At 47.2% G+C, this 17344-nt stretch carries 17 protein-coding genes and 1 pseudogene; 9 read left to right on the forward strand and 9 right to left on the reverse strand.

The annotated features are described in order from the left end of the window. The first annotated feature begins 362 nt into the window (after window positions 1-362). Both GUC46_RS24075 and GUC46_RS12980 read left to right on the forward strand, forming a co-directional pair. Window positions 363-2228, forward strand: a complete 1866-nt coding sequence (locus tag GUC46_RS24075; protein WP_226807785.1) for a hypothetical protein — start codon at window positions 363-365, stop codon at window positions 2226-2228. Beyond that, entirely contained in the window at window positions 2197-2613 is a 417-nt protein-coding gene (locus GUC46_RS12980; protein ID WP_003836560.1) for a hypothetical protein, read from the forward strand. Before GUC46_RS24075 ends, GUC46_RS12980 begins: the two co-directional genes overlap by 32 nt. 42 nt (window positions 2614-2655) lie before the next feature. Here the strand turns inward: GUC46_RS12980 and GUC46_RS12985 are convergent. The 4 genes and pseudogenes from GUC46_RS12985 to GUC46_RS13000 all read right to left on the reverse strand — a co-directional run. Next, window positions 2656-2805: pseudogene (locus GUC46_RS12985) on the reverse strand (penicillin binding protein PBP4B); the annotation flags it as partial. 16 nt (window positions 2806-2821) lie between these two features. Beyond that, window positions 2822-3634 carry a MetQ/NlpA family ABC transporter substrate-binding protein gene (locus GUC46_RS12990; RefSeq protein WP_003029358.1) on the reverse strand — a complete coding sequence of 271 codons (813 nt, stop codon included), beginning with the start codon at window positions 3632-3634 and terminating at the stop codon, window positions 2822-2824. A 21-nt stretch (window positions 3635-3655) separates the two neighbouring features. After that, window positions 3656-4324, reverse strand: a complete 669-nt coding sequence (locus GUC46_RS12995; protein WP_160180264.1) for a methionine ABC transporter permease — start codon at window positions 4322-4324, stop codon at window positions 3656-3658. After that, entirely contained in the window at window positions 4317-5339 is a 1023-nt protein-coding gene (locus GUC46_RS13000) for a methionine ABC transporter ATP-binding protein (RefSeq protein ID WP_046670595.1), read from the reverse strand. Before GUC46_RS13000 ends, GUC46_RS12995 begins: the two co-directional genes overlap by 8 nt. Window positions 5340-5833: 494 nt before the next feature. Here GUC46_RS13000 and GUC46_RS13005 point away from each other — a divergent pair, with 494 nt between their 5' ends. From GUC46_RS13005 to lpp, 7 genes are all read left to right on the forward strand, one after another. Beyond that, on the forward strand, window positions 5834-7060 hold the full coding sequence (locus GUC46_RS13005) for a PfkB family carbohydrate kinase (RefSeq protein ID WP_003843484.1): 1227 nt from the start codon (window positions 5834-5836) through the stop codon (window positions 7058-7060). A 12-nt stretch (window positions 7061-7072) separates the two neighbouring features. Then, window positions 7073-7810: a glutamine amidotransferase gene (locus GUC46_RS13010; protein WP_049002409.1), complete on the forward strand. Its 738-nt coding sequence runs from the start codon at window positions 7073-7075 to the stop codon at window positions 7808-7810. Window positions 7811-7872: 62 nt separating this feature from the next. Beyond that, complete coding sequence (locus GUC46_RS13015) at window positions 7873-8766, forward strand: proline iminopeptidase-family hydrolase (RefSeq protein ID WP_049002408.1); 894 nt, start codon at window positions 7873-7875, stop codon at window positions 8764-8766. Between the two features lie 20 nt (window positions 8767-8786). After that, entirely contained in the window at window positions 8787-10130 is a 1344-nt protein-coding gene (locus GUC46_RS13020) for an APC family permease (RefSeq protein ID WP_160180266.1), read from the forward strand. A gap of 212 nt (window positions 10131-10342) precedes the next feature. Further along, complete coding sequence (locus tag GUC46_RS24185; RefSeq protein ID WP_242637968.1) at window positions 10343-10537, forward strand: hypothetical protein; 195 nt, start codon at window positions 10343-10345, stop codon at window positions 10535-10537. A 7-nt stretch (window positions 10538-10544) separates the two neighbouring features. Next, window positions 10545-11957 carry a pyruvate kinase PykF gene (gene pykF / locus GUC46_RS13025; RefSeq protein WP_003029366.1) on the forward strand — a complete coding sequence of 471 codons (1413 nt, stop codon included), beginning with the start codon at window positions 10545-10547 and terminating at the stop codon, window positions 11955-11957. 309 nt (window positions 11958-12266) lie between these two features. Next, window positions 12267-12503 carry a murein lipoprotein Lpp gene (gene lpp / locus GUC46_RS13030; RefSeq protein WP_003029373.1) on the forward strand — a complete coding sequence of 79 codons (237 nt, stop codon included), beginning with the start codon at window positions 12267-12269 and terminating at the stop codon, window positions 12501-12503. Window positions 12504-12571: 68 nt separating this feature from the next. On the opposite strand, the gene GUC46_RS13035 is transcribed toward lpp, so the two are convergent. The 5 genes from GUC46_RS13035 to sufC form a co-directional block, all read right to left on the reverse strand. After that, the gene (locus GUC46_RS13035) at window positions 12572-13576 is read right to left on the reverse strand and encodes a L,D-transpeptidase family protein (protein ID WP_003029376.1); all 1005 of its coding nucleotides are present in this window, start codon (window positions 13574-13576) and stop codon (window positions 12572-12574) included. 123 nt (window positions 13577-13699) lie between these two features. Continuing rightward, window positions 13700-14116, reverse strand: coding sequence for a cysteine desulfuration protein SufE (gene sufE, locus GUC46_RS13040; RefSeq protein ID WP_160180268.1), 417 nt, complete (start codon window positions 14114-14116; stop codon window positions 13700-13702). Between the two features lie 12 nt (window positions 14117-14128). Then, the gene (gene sufS / locus GUC46_RS13045; protein ID WP_160180270.1) at window positions 14129-15349 is read right to left on the reverse strand and encodes a cysteine desulfurase SufS; all 1221 of its coding nucleotides are present in this window, start codon (window positions 15347-15349) and stop codon (window positions 14129-14131) included. Beyond that, window positions 15346-16617 (reverse strand): Fe-S cluster assembly protein SufD, encoded by a 1272-nt coding sequence (gene sufD / locus GUC46_RS13050; protein WP_160180272.1) that lies wholly within the window; start codon window positions 16615-16617, stop codon window positions 15346-15348. Before sufD ends, sufS begins: the two co-directional genes overlap by 4 nt. Beyond that, on the reverse strand, window positions 16592-17338 hold the full coding sequence (sufC, locus tag GUC46_RS13055; protein ID WP_003029383.1) for a Fe-S cluster assembly ATPase SufC: 747 nt from the start codon (window positions 17336-17338) through the stop codon (window positions 16592-16594). Before sufC ends, sufD begins: the two co-directional genes overlap by 26 nt. Between the last annotated feature and the right edge of the window lie 6 nt (window positions 17339-17344).

Here is a 17344-nt window from a genome sequence, read left to right on the forward strand (position 1 = left end):
ACAGAAGTTACTCAATGACGGCAAAGTTGGGTCAAAAGAGGTTTTCTGGCACAAACTAATAAAGTAAGGAACAAATCACATGCTGTCTTCGCTTACGGTTTGGTTGCTGATAATGATTCATTAGGCGATTCAGTATCAAATGGCAGAGTTGGTGAAATAGAGTTAATTATTGATAAAAGCCGAATTTTATAATTCATTTATCCGATAAATAGATAAACCCTTGAATATTTAAAACCTAAATTTCACATGCGGAATTTAGGTTTTTTTTGTGTAATTTGAGAACATAGTCACATTAATTAAATGTGAAATAGTTTGATATCATACACCAATTAGTCTGGATATTTAAAATAGGGACTTAATCTATGAACTTCTGGGATGAAGATAAGCAAGGCTTTTTATTATCTCCTGGAGATAGAACAAGTTGCGGTGGTTATATTTTGGAAAATACTGATCTCCCTCGTATCAGAGGAATTAACATAGCATGCGAAGGAGATGAATACATATGCGGCCTTGATGGTCAACGATACAAAATTGAAGGCGGCGTACCAAATGGTTCACATATAGAGGTAGGTAGAAATTTAATTAGAAATACCTTCAAGAATGCCTTTGATGATGACATCGATTATGAAGGTCGAAAAATAACACCAGCCTCAGAGAGACTGAGGAAAATGCAGGAAGAATCAGGTTTACAAAGACGTTCATATAATTCACTTAGAAATTTCAATGAAATATATGAACGCGATGATTTTATTGGTTCTGCAGGAGGTATAATACCTGGACGGAAAAGAATCATTACTGGAGATAAGGAAAATAAATTCTTAACTTCAAATTTTAGCACAGGTTTTCGAACAAGGATTTCCAGGCATTTATTTGATACTTACACAAGGATGGGGAAAGATTTATCAGGTTATGAAACAGAAATAATATGTCTCCTTGCAGGCTCCGCACACAGTAGAGGTTCATGCAAATGTCATTGCAGGTTTACACCACGTTTTAATTTAACATACAGATATGATGAATATCTTTTGTCCAGTTTTCAATCAGTAAATAATACCAGTAATTCAAAACCGGAGACACCACCTGTACGGCATCAGCGCCCCTCTGAAGCAAGACAATCGGTTGAACCCGGTTTTTGTGTCGTGCCAGATCAAACATCACCTAAGAAATATGAGTGTGAGTTAATAGTCAATCCACCATCGGGAGTAAGAGAGTTATACCGCCAACTAAATCCAGAAAGAAGAAAAAAACCAGGTTCAATATTGATTGTTGCTGATCCTGAAAAAATTGATACCGATAAAATAAATCATATTAAAGTTGCCAGAGATAAAATTGATCTGGCTTTAGCACCATTAACAAATGAAGAGGCTAAAATTCTATTTGAAAACAGAACCCCGGTAGATATATTCGCATCAAATTTATACAGTGATGCGCTAGGAACAAGTGGCGACATTTTGGGTTATATAAAGGACGCGGGAGGAAACTATTATGAAGAAATTAATAAAAAATTAAATCAAATTCAGGGTCTATACCAAAGAACTTATAGCGAAAATGCTGGTCGTATTTCTGGTGAGGAATTTTTTGGTCAGCGAAAGCGGTTGTTTAAAGAGCTTGATGCTATTATGAATAGATTATCAAAAGAGCAATTAGATCTAAAACAATATGATAATATAAAACAGGCACTAGGACTATCAACAAAATCAATTATACATAAATGGGATCAAACTGGTATAAATGATATTGAAGGGTATGCAAGTTATATAGAAAAATCCGCAAGGTTATTTAAAATAATGAAAACCGTAGGTTATGTTGGTGTCGGCCTCGATTTTGCTAGTTACACTACAAATGTATACGATGCTTGCGCAAAAGGCCGTGAAAGTGAATGTAGAAAAGCCGCTATCTCTGAATATAGTAAGTTTGGTGGTAAACAAACTGCAAGTATGTTTGCCAGTGGTGCTGCTGGCACAGCTTCCAGAGCTGTTTGCATGTGGGCAATGGGTTTTGCTAGCGCAGAATTTGCAGGCGCTGGTGCTGCATTATGTTTAGCGATCGGCACTGGTGCTGGAATCTTAGCAGGTAAAGGTGCTGAAAAATATGGAGAAAAAGCAGGAGAGTATGTGGGAGAAATTATAATTAATAGTCCAGAAAAGCTTACCTACTCGCCCGAGACATTTATGGAAGAATCAGGAATCCTTATATATGAAAAGTTATTTGATAGAAAATTACGCTAATTTACAAGGTTTGATAGGAATAAGTTTTATGTTTTTAATGCTAGCAATAATCTTTATATCTTATGTTATTAATGGTTATAATTACAAGATAATTGCAAAAGCATATGAGAATAAATTTGGTTTGCTTCCTCAAACAGCACGACTGGCAAGAGGGGCGAGTTTGATTGGCACTCCTGCGGCATATTTCGCAAAAATAGATTTTATTATGGGGAGCCTTATATTCCCATATAATAGAGTAATCAATCATGATATGAGTATTGAATCTTATAATTATATTAGAAACCTTCCAGGTCATTTGACTACCGGGTTTAAAATAGAAGCAGCCCTATGGCTTGCTGAGTTAGTATTAGCGATGGCTTTTATGCTAATAGAGTTTATTGTTTAAAAACAGGGACTCCGGTGGAGTCCCTTTTTAACTTTTATTTCAATGTGCCATATGTTTGAACAACAATCCAGCCATATGGTTAACCGGATCGATTGACGTCAACGTTCCGGTCCATCCTGTATGACTATAGGTTTCTGAAATGGTTAACACACCGGACGTTGACGGCATCGATGCGTTACCGTTCATACGCCACTCGGCAAAAAGCGGATTAGTTGTTTACCGGGATCACCGCGCCTTTATATTTGGTACGGATCCAGTCCTGGATTTCTTTGGAGTGCAGGACATCGACCAACGCGACGATATCCTTCTTCTTCTCGTCGCCGCGATGCACGGTAATGATGTTGGCATACGGGTTGTTTTCACCGCTTTCGACGGCAATCGGATCTTTCACCGGATCCAGCCCGGCGTCGATGGCGTAGTTGGCGTTAATCACCACCGCATCGCCTTCGTCGTTGTTATACATCTGCGGTAACAGCGCGGCTTCCACGTTTGGCAGGAACTTCAGCTTTTTCGGGTTTTCGACGATATCGCTAATGCGCGCGGTTACTTTATCCACGCCCGGCTTCAGCTTAATAACACCCTCTTTTTCGAAAATCGACAGAATACGGCCTTCCTCAGATACCGCGTCGCGCATGATGACTTTGCCGCCTTCCGGTAGATCTTTAAGCGATTTCACTTTTTTCGAATAGATACCAATTGGCTCAATGTGAATTGCTCCGGCGCTGACGAAGTCATACGTTTTATCGCCCGCATGATCTTTAATCACACTGTTCAGGTACGGAATATGCTGGAAGTAGTTAGCGTCAATCTCACGACCAGCCAGCGCGGTGTTCGGCAGAATGTAATCCTGGAACGGTTTAATCTCCAGATCGATCCCCTGTTTCGCCAGAATCGGTTTGGCCTGTTCAAGGATCTCCGCGTGCGGCACGTTAGATGCACCAACGGTCAGAGTGTCTGCCCAGGAGGCAAAGCTCAGAGCGCTTAAGGTTGCTGCGGCGAGTAACGTCAGTGATTTTTTCATGATAATGGTTTCCGTATTTTATTAGCGTTTATCTAACAGAGAGGTGATCACATCGCCGCAAAGCTGGATGATGAAGACAATGAGCAAAATCGTCACCGTCGCCACCAGCGTGACGTCGCTGTGGTTGCGCTGGAATCCTTCCAGATAGGCCAAATTCCCTAAACCACCGGCACCAATTACCCCTGCCATCGCGCTGTAGCTAACCAGCGCAATTAGCGTCACGGTGATCCCGGACACCAGAGCAGGAGAGGATTCCGGCAGTAAAACCCGAAAAATAAGCGTGCTCAGCCGTGCGCCCATCGAACGGGTCGCTTCAATAACGCCTTTATCCACTTCACGCAGAGCGATTTCGACCAGACGTGCATAAAACGGCGCAGCACCGACGATCAGCGCAGGCAACGCGGCATTGGCGCCGAGAATGGTGCCTACCATCGCTTTGGTAAACGGGATCAGCAGCACGATCAAAATGATGAATGGGATTGAACGAAAGATATTCACCACCAGCGAAATAGCGTTATATACCGCTCGGTTGGGGAACAATCCGCCGCGCGCGGTCAGGAACAATGCCAGACCAAGCGCGATGCCCAGAATAAAGGTCGCAGCACCCGAAAGAGCTGTCATATACAGCGTTTCCTGGGTTGCCGCTAACAGTTGCTCCCACTTCAGATGGGGAAACAGTTCTTCAGCCATGTTGAATCACCTCGCCTTCAATGTCGCTCTGGCGCAGGTCGGCCAAAATATTGTTCAATTGTTCCTCAGAGGCCACCACGTGCACCCAAAGTTGACCAAACACACCGTGTGCGGTTTGCGTCATTTTGCCGTGCAAGATATTGAATGGCAGGCCATAGCGCAGGGTCAACTCGCCAACCACAGGCCGGTGCGTGCGTTGCCCGGTAAACGTAAGCTTGATAACTACGCCGCCAAGCTCACTTGCCAACTGCGGATTAAACTCGTCTTCCTCGGTGTACTGACTCACCTGACGAACGAACTGTCGGGTGATCGGCTGCTGTGGATGGGTAAAGACGCTGAGTACGTCGCCTTCCTCAACAACTTTGCCATTTTCCATTACCGCCACGCGATCGCAGATTTTGCGTACTACATGCATTTCATGAGTGATCAGCACAATGGTCAATTTGAAGCGACGGTTAATATCGAGGAGTAAATCGAGGATCTGATCGGTAGTTTGCGGATCCAGCGCCGAGGTGGCTTCGTCACACAGCAGGACATCCGGATTGTTCGCCAGCGCGCGGGCAATTCCTACACGCTGTTTTTGCCCGCCGCTGAGCTGGGACGGATACGCATTTTCACGACCGCTCAGCCCAACCAGCGTAATCAGTTCAGCAACCCGCTGTTTGATTGACGCTTTGGACGCGCCAGCGATTTGCATAGAGAAAGCAATATTTTCGCTAACGGTCCGTGACCACAGCAAATTGAAGTGTTGAAACACCATGCTGATTTTCAGTCGTGCCTGGCGTAACGATTCCCCACGGGCGGCAGAGATATCGTGGCCGTTAATCATCACGCTGCCGGAGGTCGGTTTTTCCAGCCCATTGAGCAAACGAATTAAGGTGCTTTTACCTGCCCCGCTGTAACCAATAATGCCGTAAATCTGTCCCTGTTCAACCGTCAGGTTGACGTTATCGACAGCGGTGATGGCAAGCCTTCCTGGCGTAAACACTTTCGAAATATTTTTCAGGACAATCATGTCGTTTGGGTATCCGCTGCTGCTTATTGTTCTTCTGCTATCGCTTTTGGCTGTTTAGCAGTATGGATGTCCAAACGAGTGTAATCAGCGGAATTGTCTTTTAAAATGAATTAAAAAGTATTTGATATAACATTTAGATATATATGTCGCGAACACTGAACAGATACCCTTCCTATCCCAGCCACGATGATGGAAAAACTCCTGACATTTTTGTTCACTGTTTTTTTTATCTCAACCCATCTCAATTTATAACTGAATCGAGCAAGCCAGCATCTTTTAAATGAGACATAGGAAATTGCAAAACTAATACATGACTGTGCTCACAAGATATCTTGCGTTAATTGTAAACATATAAAAATAAAGAACGTGTAATCCACTTTTTATTATTCTCAATAATTTGGTTTTGCTTCCGGTTTACAGCATGATCTGTGATTCATTTCACCACATGGCAACATTACTATAAATACAATTCAGCAAAATACACGGAGGCTTTAATGTTTAAAGAAGAAAGGCGTACATCTATTCTTAACTTACTCATCAAAGATCATAGTGTCAGCGTGAGCAAACTCGCCGTTCTTTTTAATGTTAGCCAGGAGACTATACGTTCAGATCTTTGTTATTTTCAGAAAACAGGAATGCTTTTGCGTTGTTACGGTGGTGGTATTGTTAACCGCCAGGCATTAAGCAAGTTGATAACAGAAAATAAAATTGATATCTCCGGCACAATTTCAACTCCGGCAAACAAAGATTTTCGATTACATAGAGAAGGCACGAAAATGTCGGGAAAAGTTTGTATATTAGGTTCATTTAATATTGATGTATCGGCTACCGTCCCCTGGCTTCCGCAAAGCGGTGAATCAATCCTCGCAAGCCAGTTCGGTTTTTATCCAGGAGGTAAAGGTGCTAATCAGGCATTGGCCGCAAATAATGCTGGCACCGACGTCCACTTTATTTTTAAAGTAGGTAAAGATCAGTTTAGCTCTTTTGCCCTCAATCATATTATCCAATCTGGTATAAATTCATATTGTGCTTATCAGACTGATGATGCCCCCACCGGAAGTGCATTAATTTATGTTTCAGAGCAGGATGGTGATAATATCATTGCTATCTATCCTGGTGCCAATATGATGCTAACCAGGCACGAAATTAATGAACAGCAGGGGCATATATCTGAAGCTAACGTTTTGCTAATGCAGCTGGAGACTAATATCGATGCTATTGAAGAATTTGTTCGCTTGGGTAAATTAGCAAACAAGACAATTATTTTGAATCCGGCACCTTATACCAAAAATGTTAGCCGTTTATTACCTTCAATAGATATTTTAACACCTAACGAAACAGAAGCATCATTTTTATCGGGTATTACAATATTAAATATTGATGATGCTCAAAAAGCAGGGAATATCATTCTGCAATCAGGCGTTGAGAAGGTCATCATCACTCTCGGCGCACAAGGATCATTACTGTGCGAACGCCACCGTACTTTGTTTATCCCAGCCTGGAGTGCCGTCGTCAAAGATGCTGCGGGCGCGGGTGATGCATTTAATGGCGCACTGGCCGCCTCACTTGCCCGTAAATCAGACCTTGTATCAGCCATTCAGTATGCCTCTGCCTTTGCTTCACTGGCAGTTGAACAAGAAGGCGCATCGAGCATGCCGCAGCATGAGCTGGTACTACACCGGATGCGCACTCAATCGCATGATATTATTAATATCAAATAATAGGATCTCAGTATGAAAATTTTATTTATCGGTGAGTCATGGCATATTCATATGATTCATTCTAAGGGATATGACAGCTTCACATCCAGTAAATACGAAGAAGGCGCTGACTATCTCTTATCCTGTCTGCGCCAGCAAAATATTACTATCGACTACATGCCAGCGCATATTGTACAAACCCGCTTCCCGCAGACGGTAGAGGAACTTGATATATACGATGCTATCGTGATTAGCGATATAGGCAGCAATACCTTTTTGTTGCAAAACAAAACTTTTTATCAGATGAATATCATCCCGAATGCGTTAGCGCTGATTAAAGAATATGTCTCAAATGGCGGCGGTCTGTTAATGATTGGCGGATACCTTTCCTTCACCGGCATTGAAGCGAAAGCAAATTATAAAAACACCCTGCTGGCCGAAGTTTTGCCTGTCGAAATGCTGGAGCATGATGATCGCGTTGAAATTCCGGAAGGATGCTGCCCAATCAACACGGAGGAACAGCATGTCATTACGCAAGACCTGACACAGTGGCCCCCCTTGCTCGGTTATAACAAATTGCGTTCCAAGGTAAACAGCATCACGTTGGTCAAAATAAATGACGACCCACTATTAGTTCTCGGTGAGTACAATAAAGGTAAAGTCGGCTGTTTTGCCAGTGATTGCGCACCGCACTGGGGAAGTCCGCAATTTATGCAATGGGAACATTACAAATCATTCTGGTGTAACGTTCTGCAAGCAATTAAAAAATAAACGCCAATCTGCAGGTGATTATTGAATCACCTGCCCTTTCCCCTCTGTATCGGTTAAAAAATATGCAAAGTCACTACAAATATGGTGAAATGTTTTGCGATAGCATATTAACCAGCTATCGTATTTATGGCGACCCGGCATCTCAATTAATGCCATTAATTATCTTACACGGCGGTCCATCAGGCGGTTTTGATTATCTATTAAATTATCATGAGCTGTCTGATGATGGACGCATGGTGATATTTTACGATCAATATGGTTGTGGTCGTTCGACGCATTTTCCGCTGGCGGATGCCTCATTCTGGACAATAGAACGTTATCTTCAGCAACTTCGCCAATTAATCAGCCATCTGAATATTGGTCAGCGATATTCATTACTCGGACATTCCTGGGGAGGTATGCTGGCAGCAGAGCACGCCTGCACGCAACCGGAAGGGTTGAGTGGTGTGATATATGCCAGCGCTCCCGCCAGCATCCCACTTTGGCAAAGCGAAGTACTGCGATTGTTGAAAGAACTCACGGCTGGCGCTGATGCAATGCCAGACGATGCCATTATGCAGGCAAAAATCTATCAGCATCCGCCTGAACAACTTATTGCCTACTACAAAAAACATGTTTACTCCCTGGCGCAAGAACCGCTGCATATTCAGCGTTCTGATGCGCAATTTGCCGCCGATCCCACCGCCTACCATGTGCTATGGGGCGCCAATGAACTTGCGGTGAATGGCTTGCTGGCGCAGTGGGACATCACCCGTTCATTGCATAAGATTCGATGCCCAGGATTAGTCCTTCATGGTGAGTATGATCAGGCGACATCACAGGTCGTTCAACCGCTTATTACCCATATAACCCACTGTCGGGGTGTCACGATTCCTGACAGCAGCCATAACCCACATGAAGAAAATACCGAGCCTTGCCTCACTGCTGTCCGTGAGTTTTTACGAGGCCTTGATTAACACGAATTGAGGTGTTTACTATGAGTAAAATAAAAAAGTTATCTCTCACAGATTTGGTGCTGTACGGGCTGGTATTTATGGTGCCGATCGCGCCGGTTTCTCTCTATGGCGTCGTATATAATTTATCTCATGGCATGGTCGCGCTCGTGTATATTATTGGCGCTATCGCGATGTTTTTTACCGCCCACAGCTATTCAACATTATCAAAGCACATCTCATCCTCCGGGTCGGCTTATACCTATGCAGGCGTGTGCATCAACCCCGCTGTGGGTTTTCTCACCGGATGGATTTTGTTGCTGGATTATCTGTTATTCCCTACGCTGGTTGCCGTCCTGGGCGGTGTTGCTGTTCATGCAATACTTCCGCAAATACCGATTTGGGTATGGCCGTTAATTTATGTGGCTATCGGAACGGGCATAAATTATTTGGGAATACAACAAACAGCTAAATTCGACAAACTGCTGGTCTTTATTCAACTCGGTATTCTGGCCATTTTTGTGGTGCTGATTTTGCGACTGCTGATGCTTGATAGCAGCCATGTGTCATTTTCTTTCAAACCTTTTTTTGATTCTCAGTGGTTTACGCCTGGCTTAATTGCTACCGCGATCTCTGTTGCGGCGCTCAACTTCCTCGGATTTGATGCCATTAGTACCCTAAGTGAAGAAAGCGAAGGCGGCGGGAAAGCAGTCAGTAAGGCAACCCTTCTCGCCCTTATCCTGGCCACCGTGCTGTTTATTATTGTGGTGACCTTTGCCGCATTCGCTACGGGTAAAATCGACAGTTTTGCGGAAGGTACAGAAACTAACGAGGCCTTTTTCACGATTGCAGGCGATGTTGGCGGCATCTGGCTTAAAGTTGCATTTTCTATCATCGTAGCGTTCGTTTGCGCAGTCGGGAATATCATTACGGCGCAAACCGCCGTATCGCGCGTCCTGTTCTCTATGGGGCGAGATAAAATGTTACCCACATTTCTGGCGCATGTGCACAGTAAAAGAAAAACACCTGACTATGCAATTCTGTTCACCGGGGCTGTGACACTATTCCTTAGTTACTTGTTTTCCGGGAAAATTGAATCCATATCCACCCTTGTCAACTTCGGCGCGCTTTTCGCATTCTTTATGGTGAACTTGAGTGTCTTCGTGCTCTACAACGTAAAGATGAAAGAGCATCGTCGTTTTGTCCCACATGTGATTTCTCCTGCGCTGGGGATGGTCGTCATTGGATATGTCTGTATGAATATGAACATTCACGCGCTGACGCTCGGGGTTATCTGGTCTGTAATCGGTCTGGCGGTTCTGTGGTATCGGAAAGCGCATAAGCAGGACATCCATATCGATCTTGAGGGGCGAAAGCTGCTCGACTAAGGCTGAATGCTGAGTTTGCAACACGTTATTTTTTTCTTGTTGCGCAACACCGTCTGAAGTTGGGCGGTGTTTTGTTAACCAACCCGAAACAATTTAATGCTGATTCTTTGTAAAACTGCACAGAAGTGTTTTGAAACGCTGTTTCCATTTTCCTTTTTGATAATTTTCAGCGTATAATGCGCGCCAATTGTCTCTTGAATGGTTTCAGCACATTGACCTGTAAAACTCAACGACTACAAAACTCACCATCCCGTTGGGCTGAAACACAAGCACACATTCCTCTGCACGCTCTTTCGATGTCACCTATCCTTAGAGCGAGGCATCACAACTTTCGTAACTCAGGTTTAGCTTCCCGTCCGTGCGCGGCGGGAGCCAGATTTCCATATCCTTCTCAACTTAAAGACTAAGACTGTCATGAAAAAGACGAAAATTGTTTGCACCATCGGTCCGAAAACCGAATCCGAAGAGATGTTAACCAAAATGCTGGACGCGGGCATGAACGTCATGCGTCTGAACTTCTCTCACGGTGATTACGCAGAACACGGTCAGCGCATCAAGAATTTGCGCAACGTCATGAGCAAAACCGGCAAGAAAGCAGCAATCCTGCTCGACACCAAAGGTCCGGAAATCCGTACCATCAAACTGGAAGGCGGTAACGACGTTTCCCTGAAAGCGGGCCAGACCTTCACCTTCACCACCGACAAATCTGTCGTAGGCAACAACGAAATCGTTGCTGTTACTTATGAAGGCTTCACGAAAGATCTGTCCGTCGGCAACACCGTTTTGGTTGACGATGGTCTGATCGGCATGGAAGTTACCGCCATCGAAGGTAACAAAGTTATCTGTAAAGTGCTGAACAACGGCGACCTGGGCGAAAACAAAGGTGTTAACCTGCCGGGCGTTTCCATCGCACTGCCAGCACTGGCTGAAAAAGACAAACAAGACCTGATCTTCGGTTGCGAGCAAGGCGTTGACTTCGTTGCAGCGTCCTTTATCCGTAAACGTTCTGACGTCGTTGAAATCCGTGAGCACCTGAAAGCGCACGGCGGCGAAAACATCCAGATCATCTCCAAAATCGAAAACCAGGAAGGCCTGAACAACTTCGACGAAATCCTCGAAGCGTCTGACGGCATCATGGTTGCACGTGGTGATATGGGCGTTGAGATCCCGGTTGAAGAAGTTATCTTCGCGCAGAAGATGATCATCGAAAAATGTATCCGTGCACGTAAAGTCGTTATCACTGCGACCCAGATGCTGGACTCCATGATCAAAAACCCGCGTCCGACCCGTGCAGAAGCCGGTGACGTAGCGAACGCCATCCTCGACGGTACCGACGCAGTAATGCTGTCTGGCGAGTCAGCAAAAGGTAAATACCCGCTGGAAGCCGTTACCATCATGGCGACCATCTGTGAGCGTACTGACCGTGTGATGACCAGCCGTCTGGACTTCAACAATGACAGCCGCAAACTGCGCATCACCGAAGCCGTGTGCCGTGGCGCGGTTGAAACTGCTGAAAAACTGGACGCGCCGCTGATCGTCGTCGCAACCCAGGGTGGTAAATCTGCTCGTGCAGTACGTAAATACTTCCCGGATGCTACCATCCTGGCGCTGACCACCAACGAAACTACCGCGCGTCAGCTGGTGCTGAGCAAAGGCGTTGTTGCACAGGTGGTTAAAGAAATCAGCTCTACCGATGATTTCTATCGCCTGGGTAAAGAAGTCGCTCTGGAAAGCGGTCTGGCTCAGAAAGGTGACGTTGTGGTTATGGTTTCTGGTGCACTGGTTCCGAGCGGCACCACCAACACTGCATCCGTTCACGTGCTGTAATAATTCCATCGCGAATTAATTTGCTTAAAAAAGCGCCCTGGTGGCGCTTTTTTTATTTAATCGATAGCCACAATTAATAAAAAATCAAATCGGATTTCACTATCTAATCCGTGATTATCTAAGATGAATCCGATGGAAGCTTTCTGTTTTCACTCGGTTTTTTAGCCGTTTTTGCACAATTCGATGCTTCTTTGAGCGAACGATCAAAAATAAGTGCATTCCCATCAAAAAAATATTCTCAACATAAAAAACTTTGTGTAATACTTGTAACGCTACATGGAGATTAACTCAATCTAGAGGGTATTAATAATGAATCGTACTAAACTGGTACTGGGCGCGGTAATCCTGGGTTCTACTCTGCTGGCAGGTTGCTCCAGCAACGCTAAAATCGATCAGCTGTCTTCTGACGTTCAGACTCTGAACGCTAAAGTTGACCAGCTGAGCAACGACGTGAACGCAATGCGTTCCGACGTTCAGGCTGCTAAAGATGACGCAGCTCGCGCTAACCAGCGTCTGGACAACGCAGCTACTAAATACCGCAAGTAATAGTATCTGTGTAATAAAAATGGCGCACATTGTGCGCCATTTTTTTTGCTCTGAATTCTCCTTCCCTGTTATTGCGTAGCGCGCACCTCAGCATCTTCTCCCGGCACACCATTTTGCGCAGACTTCACTTCCGGCCCATTGCTCGCGACCGATGCTTGCCCGGCAGTGACGGTGACCGGATAACCTGCACGACGATACAACGCCCTTTCCACCAGACTGTTATCCACCGCTTTATTGTCTTTAAACTGGGTAAAGCCGGCTGGTAACACATACGGCATGGTCTGGACGTTTTGTTCCTCTTCAGGCGACAGCGGTCGATGCACTTCGACATACCTCATGCCGTTTGGCTCTATCGAATATTTTATCGGCTCATTAATCACCCTGACCGGCGTGCCTGTGCGGACCTGAGCAAACAACGCTTTGATATCCGGCGCGTTCATGCGAATACACCCAGAACTCACTCGCAGGCCCACGCTGTCCGGTGCGCTGGTGCCATGGATCAGATATTCACCGTTTCCATGCGCCAGACGCAGTGCAAAGCGTCCTAACGGGTTATTTGGTCCGGCAGGTACAACAGGCGGTAATGTGATGCCACGCTCCAGAGAGCGTTTACGGATGCCTGGTGTAGGGGTCCAGGTTGGATTCGGGATTTTCTGCCCAACCCGGGTTTCCATTACCGGCGTTTCCAGCCCCTGCAAACCGATACCAATCGGGAATACCTGAACAATATTCTCTCCCGGCGGGAAGTAATACAGACGCAGTTCCGCCAGATTCACAATAATGCCTTCGCGTGGTGCATCCGGTAGCAGTAATTGTGAGGGAATAGTGATCAGCGTTCCGGGTTTAGGTACGGGGGCAATAGTATTGTTGGCTTCAAGGATCAGCATTGCAGCGGTATCAAACTTACGGGCTATCGCCTGTAGGTTTTTATCGCCTTCCTGCACGGTGTAGGTTTGGTTTTGCCCAACAAGGCGGCTGTTCGCCTGGGGCAAAGGATAATCGACCGCCCATGCGGCCTGAATAGCGCTGTAGGCGCCGATTAGCATTAACGTAATAACAGACGCGCGTTTCATACTCACTCACCCCCCTGGCGTTCTTGCCGGACGGCGGCGAGCGCCCGATCCGGCCTACGAGTCACTGCGTTGCCTTACACGAACGCTTTCAAGTCGGTCTGAAAGTTGACGTGTTTTATCAGTTTAGCTAAGAGTTGCGGCTTTGGCGCGAATAGCCCGAATCATCGCCTCCAGCCCTTGTGAACGAGACGGTGTGAGATGCTGTGCGAGCGCCATTTTTTCAAACCACGGGCGCACATCAAAATTCACAATATCCTGAGCCGTCATGCGATCATACAAAATGAATACCACGGCAATAAGCCCTTTCACAATTGCCGCATCACTGTCGCCCTGTAATTCAATAATCCCTTCGCCATTCTGACGCATAACAATCCATACCTGGCTTTGGCATCCCTGAATGCTATTTTCCGGGCAGCGTAAGTAATCGTTTAGTTCCGGCAAACGCTGACCCAGTTCAATAATGTACAGGTATTTCTCTTCCCAATTAGCGCAACGCAGAAAATTACGCAACAACTTTTCTTTATCCGGTAGCGCAGCCATAACGCCTCCCTGTTAGCCCAGTAAATGGTGAATACGCTTGAGGCCCGTTACCAGGCGCTCCACTTCTTCATGGGTGTTATACATTGCAATCGACGCCCGGCACATCGCGGGAACGTTATAAAAGGCCATCAGCGGCATTGCGCAGTGATGCCCCGTCCGCACGGCGATGCCATAGTTATCGAGAAAACTCCCGACGTCATAGGCGTGATGCTTGCCGAGGTTGAATGCAATCACACCCAGACGGTTATCCGGTCCGTAGATTGTTAAATCTGGCACATCCGCCAGCTGTTCCAACGCATAGCGCATCATGAACTGTTCATATTCGCTGATTTCAGTCAGCCCCAGCGCTGAAACATATTCAATAGCCGCGCCGAGTCCGATAATGCCCCCGGTGTTTGGCGTTCCGGCTTCAAACCGCCAGGGCGCTTTGGCCCACGTCGTTCCCTGACTCAAACTCACCGTCGCAATCATTGAACCACCGCCTTCCCACGGCGGCATCTCCTGCAGCAGCGACTCTCTGGCATACAGAACGCCAATACCGGTTGGACCGTAAAGTTTATGCCCGGAGAAAACATAAAAATCGCAATCCAGCGCCTGCACATCCACTTGATGATGCATCACCGCCTGCGCGCCATCCACCAGCACTTTCGCGCCGTATTGATGCGCCAGCGCGATCATCTCACCCAACGGGTTTTCCGTGCCCAGCACGTTAGATACGTGGGTAATCGCCAACAGCTTCGTGCGATCGTCAAACAGCGTCGGCAGCGTTTCCAGCTGCAACGTACCATCGTCATTGAGCGGGATAACGCGCAGTTCTGCACCTACGCGGACACACAGCATCTGCCAGGGCACAATATTGGCATGGTGCTCCATTTCGCTGATGATAATGTTATCGCCCGCCCGCACATTGCTGCTGCCCCAGCTGTTCGCCACCAGATTGATGCCCTCCGTCGTACCGCGAACAAACACCAGCTCTTCGGCGGAGCGGGCGTTAATAAACAGCGAAACGAGCTTGCGCACATTCTCCATTTTTTCCGTAGCCTGAGCGCTCAGCGTATGGATACCGCGGTGGACCGCCGCATAGCCGTGACGGTAGAACTCGGCTTCGGCATCAATCACCTGGTTCGGCTTTTGCGCGCTGGCCGCGCTATCCAGATACGCCAACGGTAAACCATTCACTTCACGCGTCAGAACCGGAAAATCGGCCCGCACTTTTTCAATGGGAAATGTCATGCTACGCCTCCCGGCAAGCGTTGGGCGATCCGTGCCAGTACCTGTTGTTTCAGCGTTTCCTCGCCCAGGGCTTCCGTTAGCTCAGCGGCAAACGCATAGAGAATCATTTGTTGGGCATCTTGCTGGCCGATCCCGCGCGAACGCAAATAGAACATCTGCTCGTCGTCGATCCGCCCTACCGTCGCCCCGTGACTGCATTTCACGTCGTCGGCATAGATTTCAAGCTGCGGCTTGGTATCCACTTCCGCCAGTTTACCGAGCAGCAAATTATTGTTGGTCATCTGGCCATCAGTTTTAATAGCGTGCTGAGCGACGTTGATCAGGCCATTGAATACCGCCCGCCCCTTATCGCTGACGATCGTTTTATGCAGCTGGCGGCTGTTGCAATATCCTTTGTTATGCTCAAGCCAGGTGCGGGTGTCGCAGACTTCATTTTTCACCGGCATTGCCAGGCTGTTGAGCCGAAGCGTGGTGTTTTCGCCGTTAAGCTGGGTGCTGGTGTTATGACGCAGCACCGCATCACCGAGTAAAAAACTGTGGCTGGCGGCCGTGGCATCCGCCCCCAATTGAATGTCATTGTGCGCGAAATGGTGGCTCTGTGGGTTCTCAAACGCCAGTTTGATGTGGCGCAAGTGCGCATTCGCCGCGACATTCATGGTTAAACGTGCGCCAGTGAAATGGCGAAGCTCGCTGAGGCTGACATAGTGTTCAATAACGGTGGCTTCTGCGCCTTCCGCCAGCTCCAGATGGTGGCGATAGTGCGCCGTGTTCACCTCATCGCCCGCCAGCCCCTGGGTAATGTGCAGTAGCAGCAGCGGTTTCGCTGGGCGCTGGTTACGCTTCACCTGAATGTGAGTGACGCTACGCGACAGGCTTTCGGTCAGGTGCAGAAACACTTCCGGTTGGATAGCCGCTGGCAGCATCTGGCGCGCATCGTCAATGGTAATATCAAAACAGCTGCCATCCGCGCTGTCGCTAAGTGCCTCGCAAAATTGCCCGTCGACAAATACCAGTCGTATGGCATCAATTGCCGGCGCTAACGCTTCACACTGGGCTGACGTTATCTCAGCGACATGACTGACAAACTGGCTATTGGTTAACCCCTCCAGCGGCGTGTATTTCCAGTCCTCATGCTTACGCGTTGGCAGCCCCAGACGCAGCATCTGCTGCAGATGCTGCTGGGCATGTTGCGAGCGCGTCTTACCTTGCGTTTCAAACAGATGGTGCCACTGTTGCAGCACGTTACTGCTGTTCGCTAAGCCAGCCATAACCTTGCTCCTCAAGTTGTTTGACCAGCGTAAAATCACCGGACTTCACTATTCGCCCCTGGTAGAGAACGTGAACATAATCGGGTTTGATATAGTCCAGGATGCGTTGATAATGGGTGACGATAATGAATGAGCGTTGCCCGTCGCGTAGCGAGTTCACGCCGTCGGCGACGATTTTCAGCGCATCGATATCCAGCCCGGAGTCCGACTCATCCAGAATGCACAACTGAGGCTCCAGCACCGCCATTTGCAAAATGTCATTACGCTTTTTCTCACCGCCGGAGAAACCAACGTTGACCGAACGCGTGAGCAAATCTTCCGGCATCTTCAGCAACGCAATTTTTTCTTCCATCAGATCCTGGAAGTCAAACCTGTCCAGCGACTCTTCGCCACGGTAGGTGCGTACCGCATTCAGTGCCGTTTGCAGGAAAAACTGATTACTGACGCCGGGGATTTCCACCGGATACTGGAATGCCATGAAGATCCCTTCACCGGCCCGGTCTTCCGGTGACAGTTCCAGTAAATCCTTACCGTTGAATTCTACCGTCCCGCCGGTGACTTCATAGTCATCACGTCCGGCCAGGGTGGCGGAAAGCGTACTTTTCCCGGAACCATTTGGCCCCATAATGGCGTGCACTTCTCCGGGGCGAATTTCAAGACTCAGCCCACGCAGGATCGCCTTATCTTCCACACTGACCTGTAAATCTTTGATGCTTAACATGTGCTT

The sequence above is a fragment of the Citrobacter sp. LUTT5 genome (assembly GCF_009905315.1).
GTDB classification, from domain to species: domain Bacteria; phylum Pseudomonadota; class Gammaproteobacteria; order Enterobacterales; family Enterobacteriaceae; genus Citrobacter; species Citrobacter freundii.

Excerpts from the sequence above, each read along its gene's own strand:
- sufC (WP_003029383.1), bottom strand. The coding sequence starts at position 17,338 with ATGTTAAGCATCAAAGATTTACAGGTCAGTGTGGAAGATAAGGCGATC.
- GUC46_RS13035 (WP_003029376.1), bottom strand. The coding sequence starts at position 13,576 with ATGAAACGCGCGTCTGTTATTACGTTAATGCTAATCGGCGCCTACAGC.
- GUC46_RS13020 (WP_160180266.1), top strand. The coding sequence starts at position 8,787 with ATGAGTAAAATAAAAAAGTTATCTCTCACAGATTTGGTGCTGTACGGG.
- sufE (WP_160180268.1), bottom strand. The coding sequence starts at position 14,116 with ATGGCTGCGCTACCGGATAAAGAAAAGTTGTTGCGTAATTTTCTGCGT.
- sufS (WP_160180270.1), bottom strand. The coding sequence starts at position 15,349 with ATGACATTTCCCATTGAAAAAGTGCGGGCCGATTTTCCGGTTCTGACG.
- GUC46_RS12990 (WP_003029358.1), bottom strand. The coding sequence starts at position 3,634 with ATGAAAAAATCACTGACGTTACTCGCCGCAGCAACCTTAAGCGCTCTG.
- pykF (WP_003029366.1), top strand. The coding sequence starts at position 10,545 with ATGAAAAAGACGAAAATTGTTTGCACCATCGGTCCGAAAACCGAATCC.
- GUC46_RS13010 (WP_049002409.1), top strand. The coding sequence starts at position 7,073 with ATGAAAATTTTATTTATCGGTGAGTCATGGCATATTCATATGATTCAT.
- GUC46_RS24075 (WP_226807785.1), top strand. The coding sequence starts at position 363 with ATGAACTTCTGGGATGAAGATAAGCAAGGCTTTTTATTATCTCCTGGA.
- sufD (WP_160180272.1), bottom strand. The coding sequence starts at position 16,617 with ATGGCTGGCTTAGCGAACAGCAGTAACGTGCTGCAACAGTGGCACCAT.
- GUC46_RS13005 (WP_003843484.1), top strand. The coding sequence starts at position 5,834 with ATGTTTAAAGAAGAAAGGCGTACATCTATTCTTAACTTACTCATCAAA.
- GUC46_RS12995 (WP_160180264.1), bottom strand. The coding sequence starts at position 4,324 with ATGGCTGAAGAACTGTTTCCCCATCTGAAGTGGGAGCAACTGTTAGCG.
- GUC46_RS13015 (WP_049002408.1), top strand. The coding sequence starts at position 7,873 with ATGCAAAGTCACTACAAATATGGTGAAATGTTTTGCGATAGCATATTA.
- GUC46_RS13000 (WP_046670595.1), bottom strand. The coding sequence starts at position 5,339 with ATGATTGTCCTGAAAAATATTTCGAAAGTGTTTACGCCAGGAAGGCTT.
- GUC46_RS12980 (WP_003836560.1), top strand. The coding sequence starts at position 2,197 with ATGAAAAGTTATTTGATAGAAAATTACGCTAATTTACAAGGTTTGATA.
- lpp (WP_003029373.1), top strand. The coding sequence starts at position 12,267 with ATGAATCGTACTAAACTGGTACTGGGCGCGGTAATCCTGGGTTCTACT.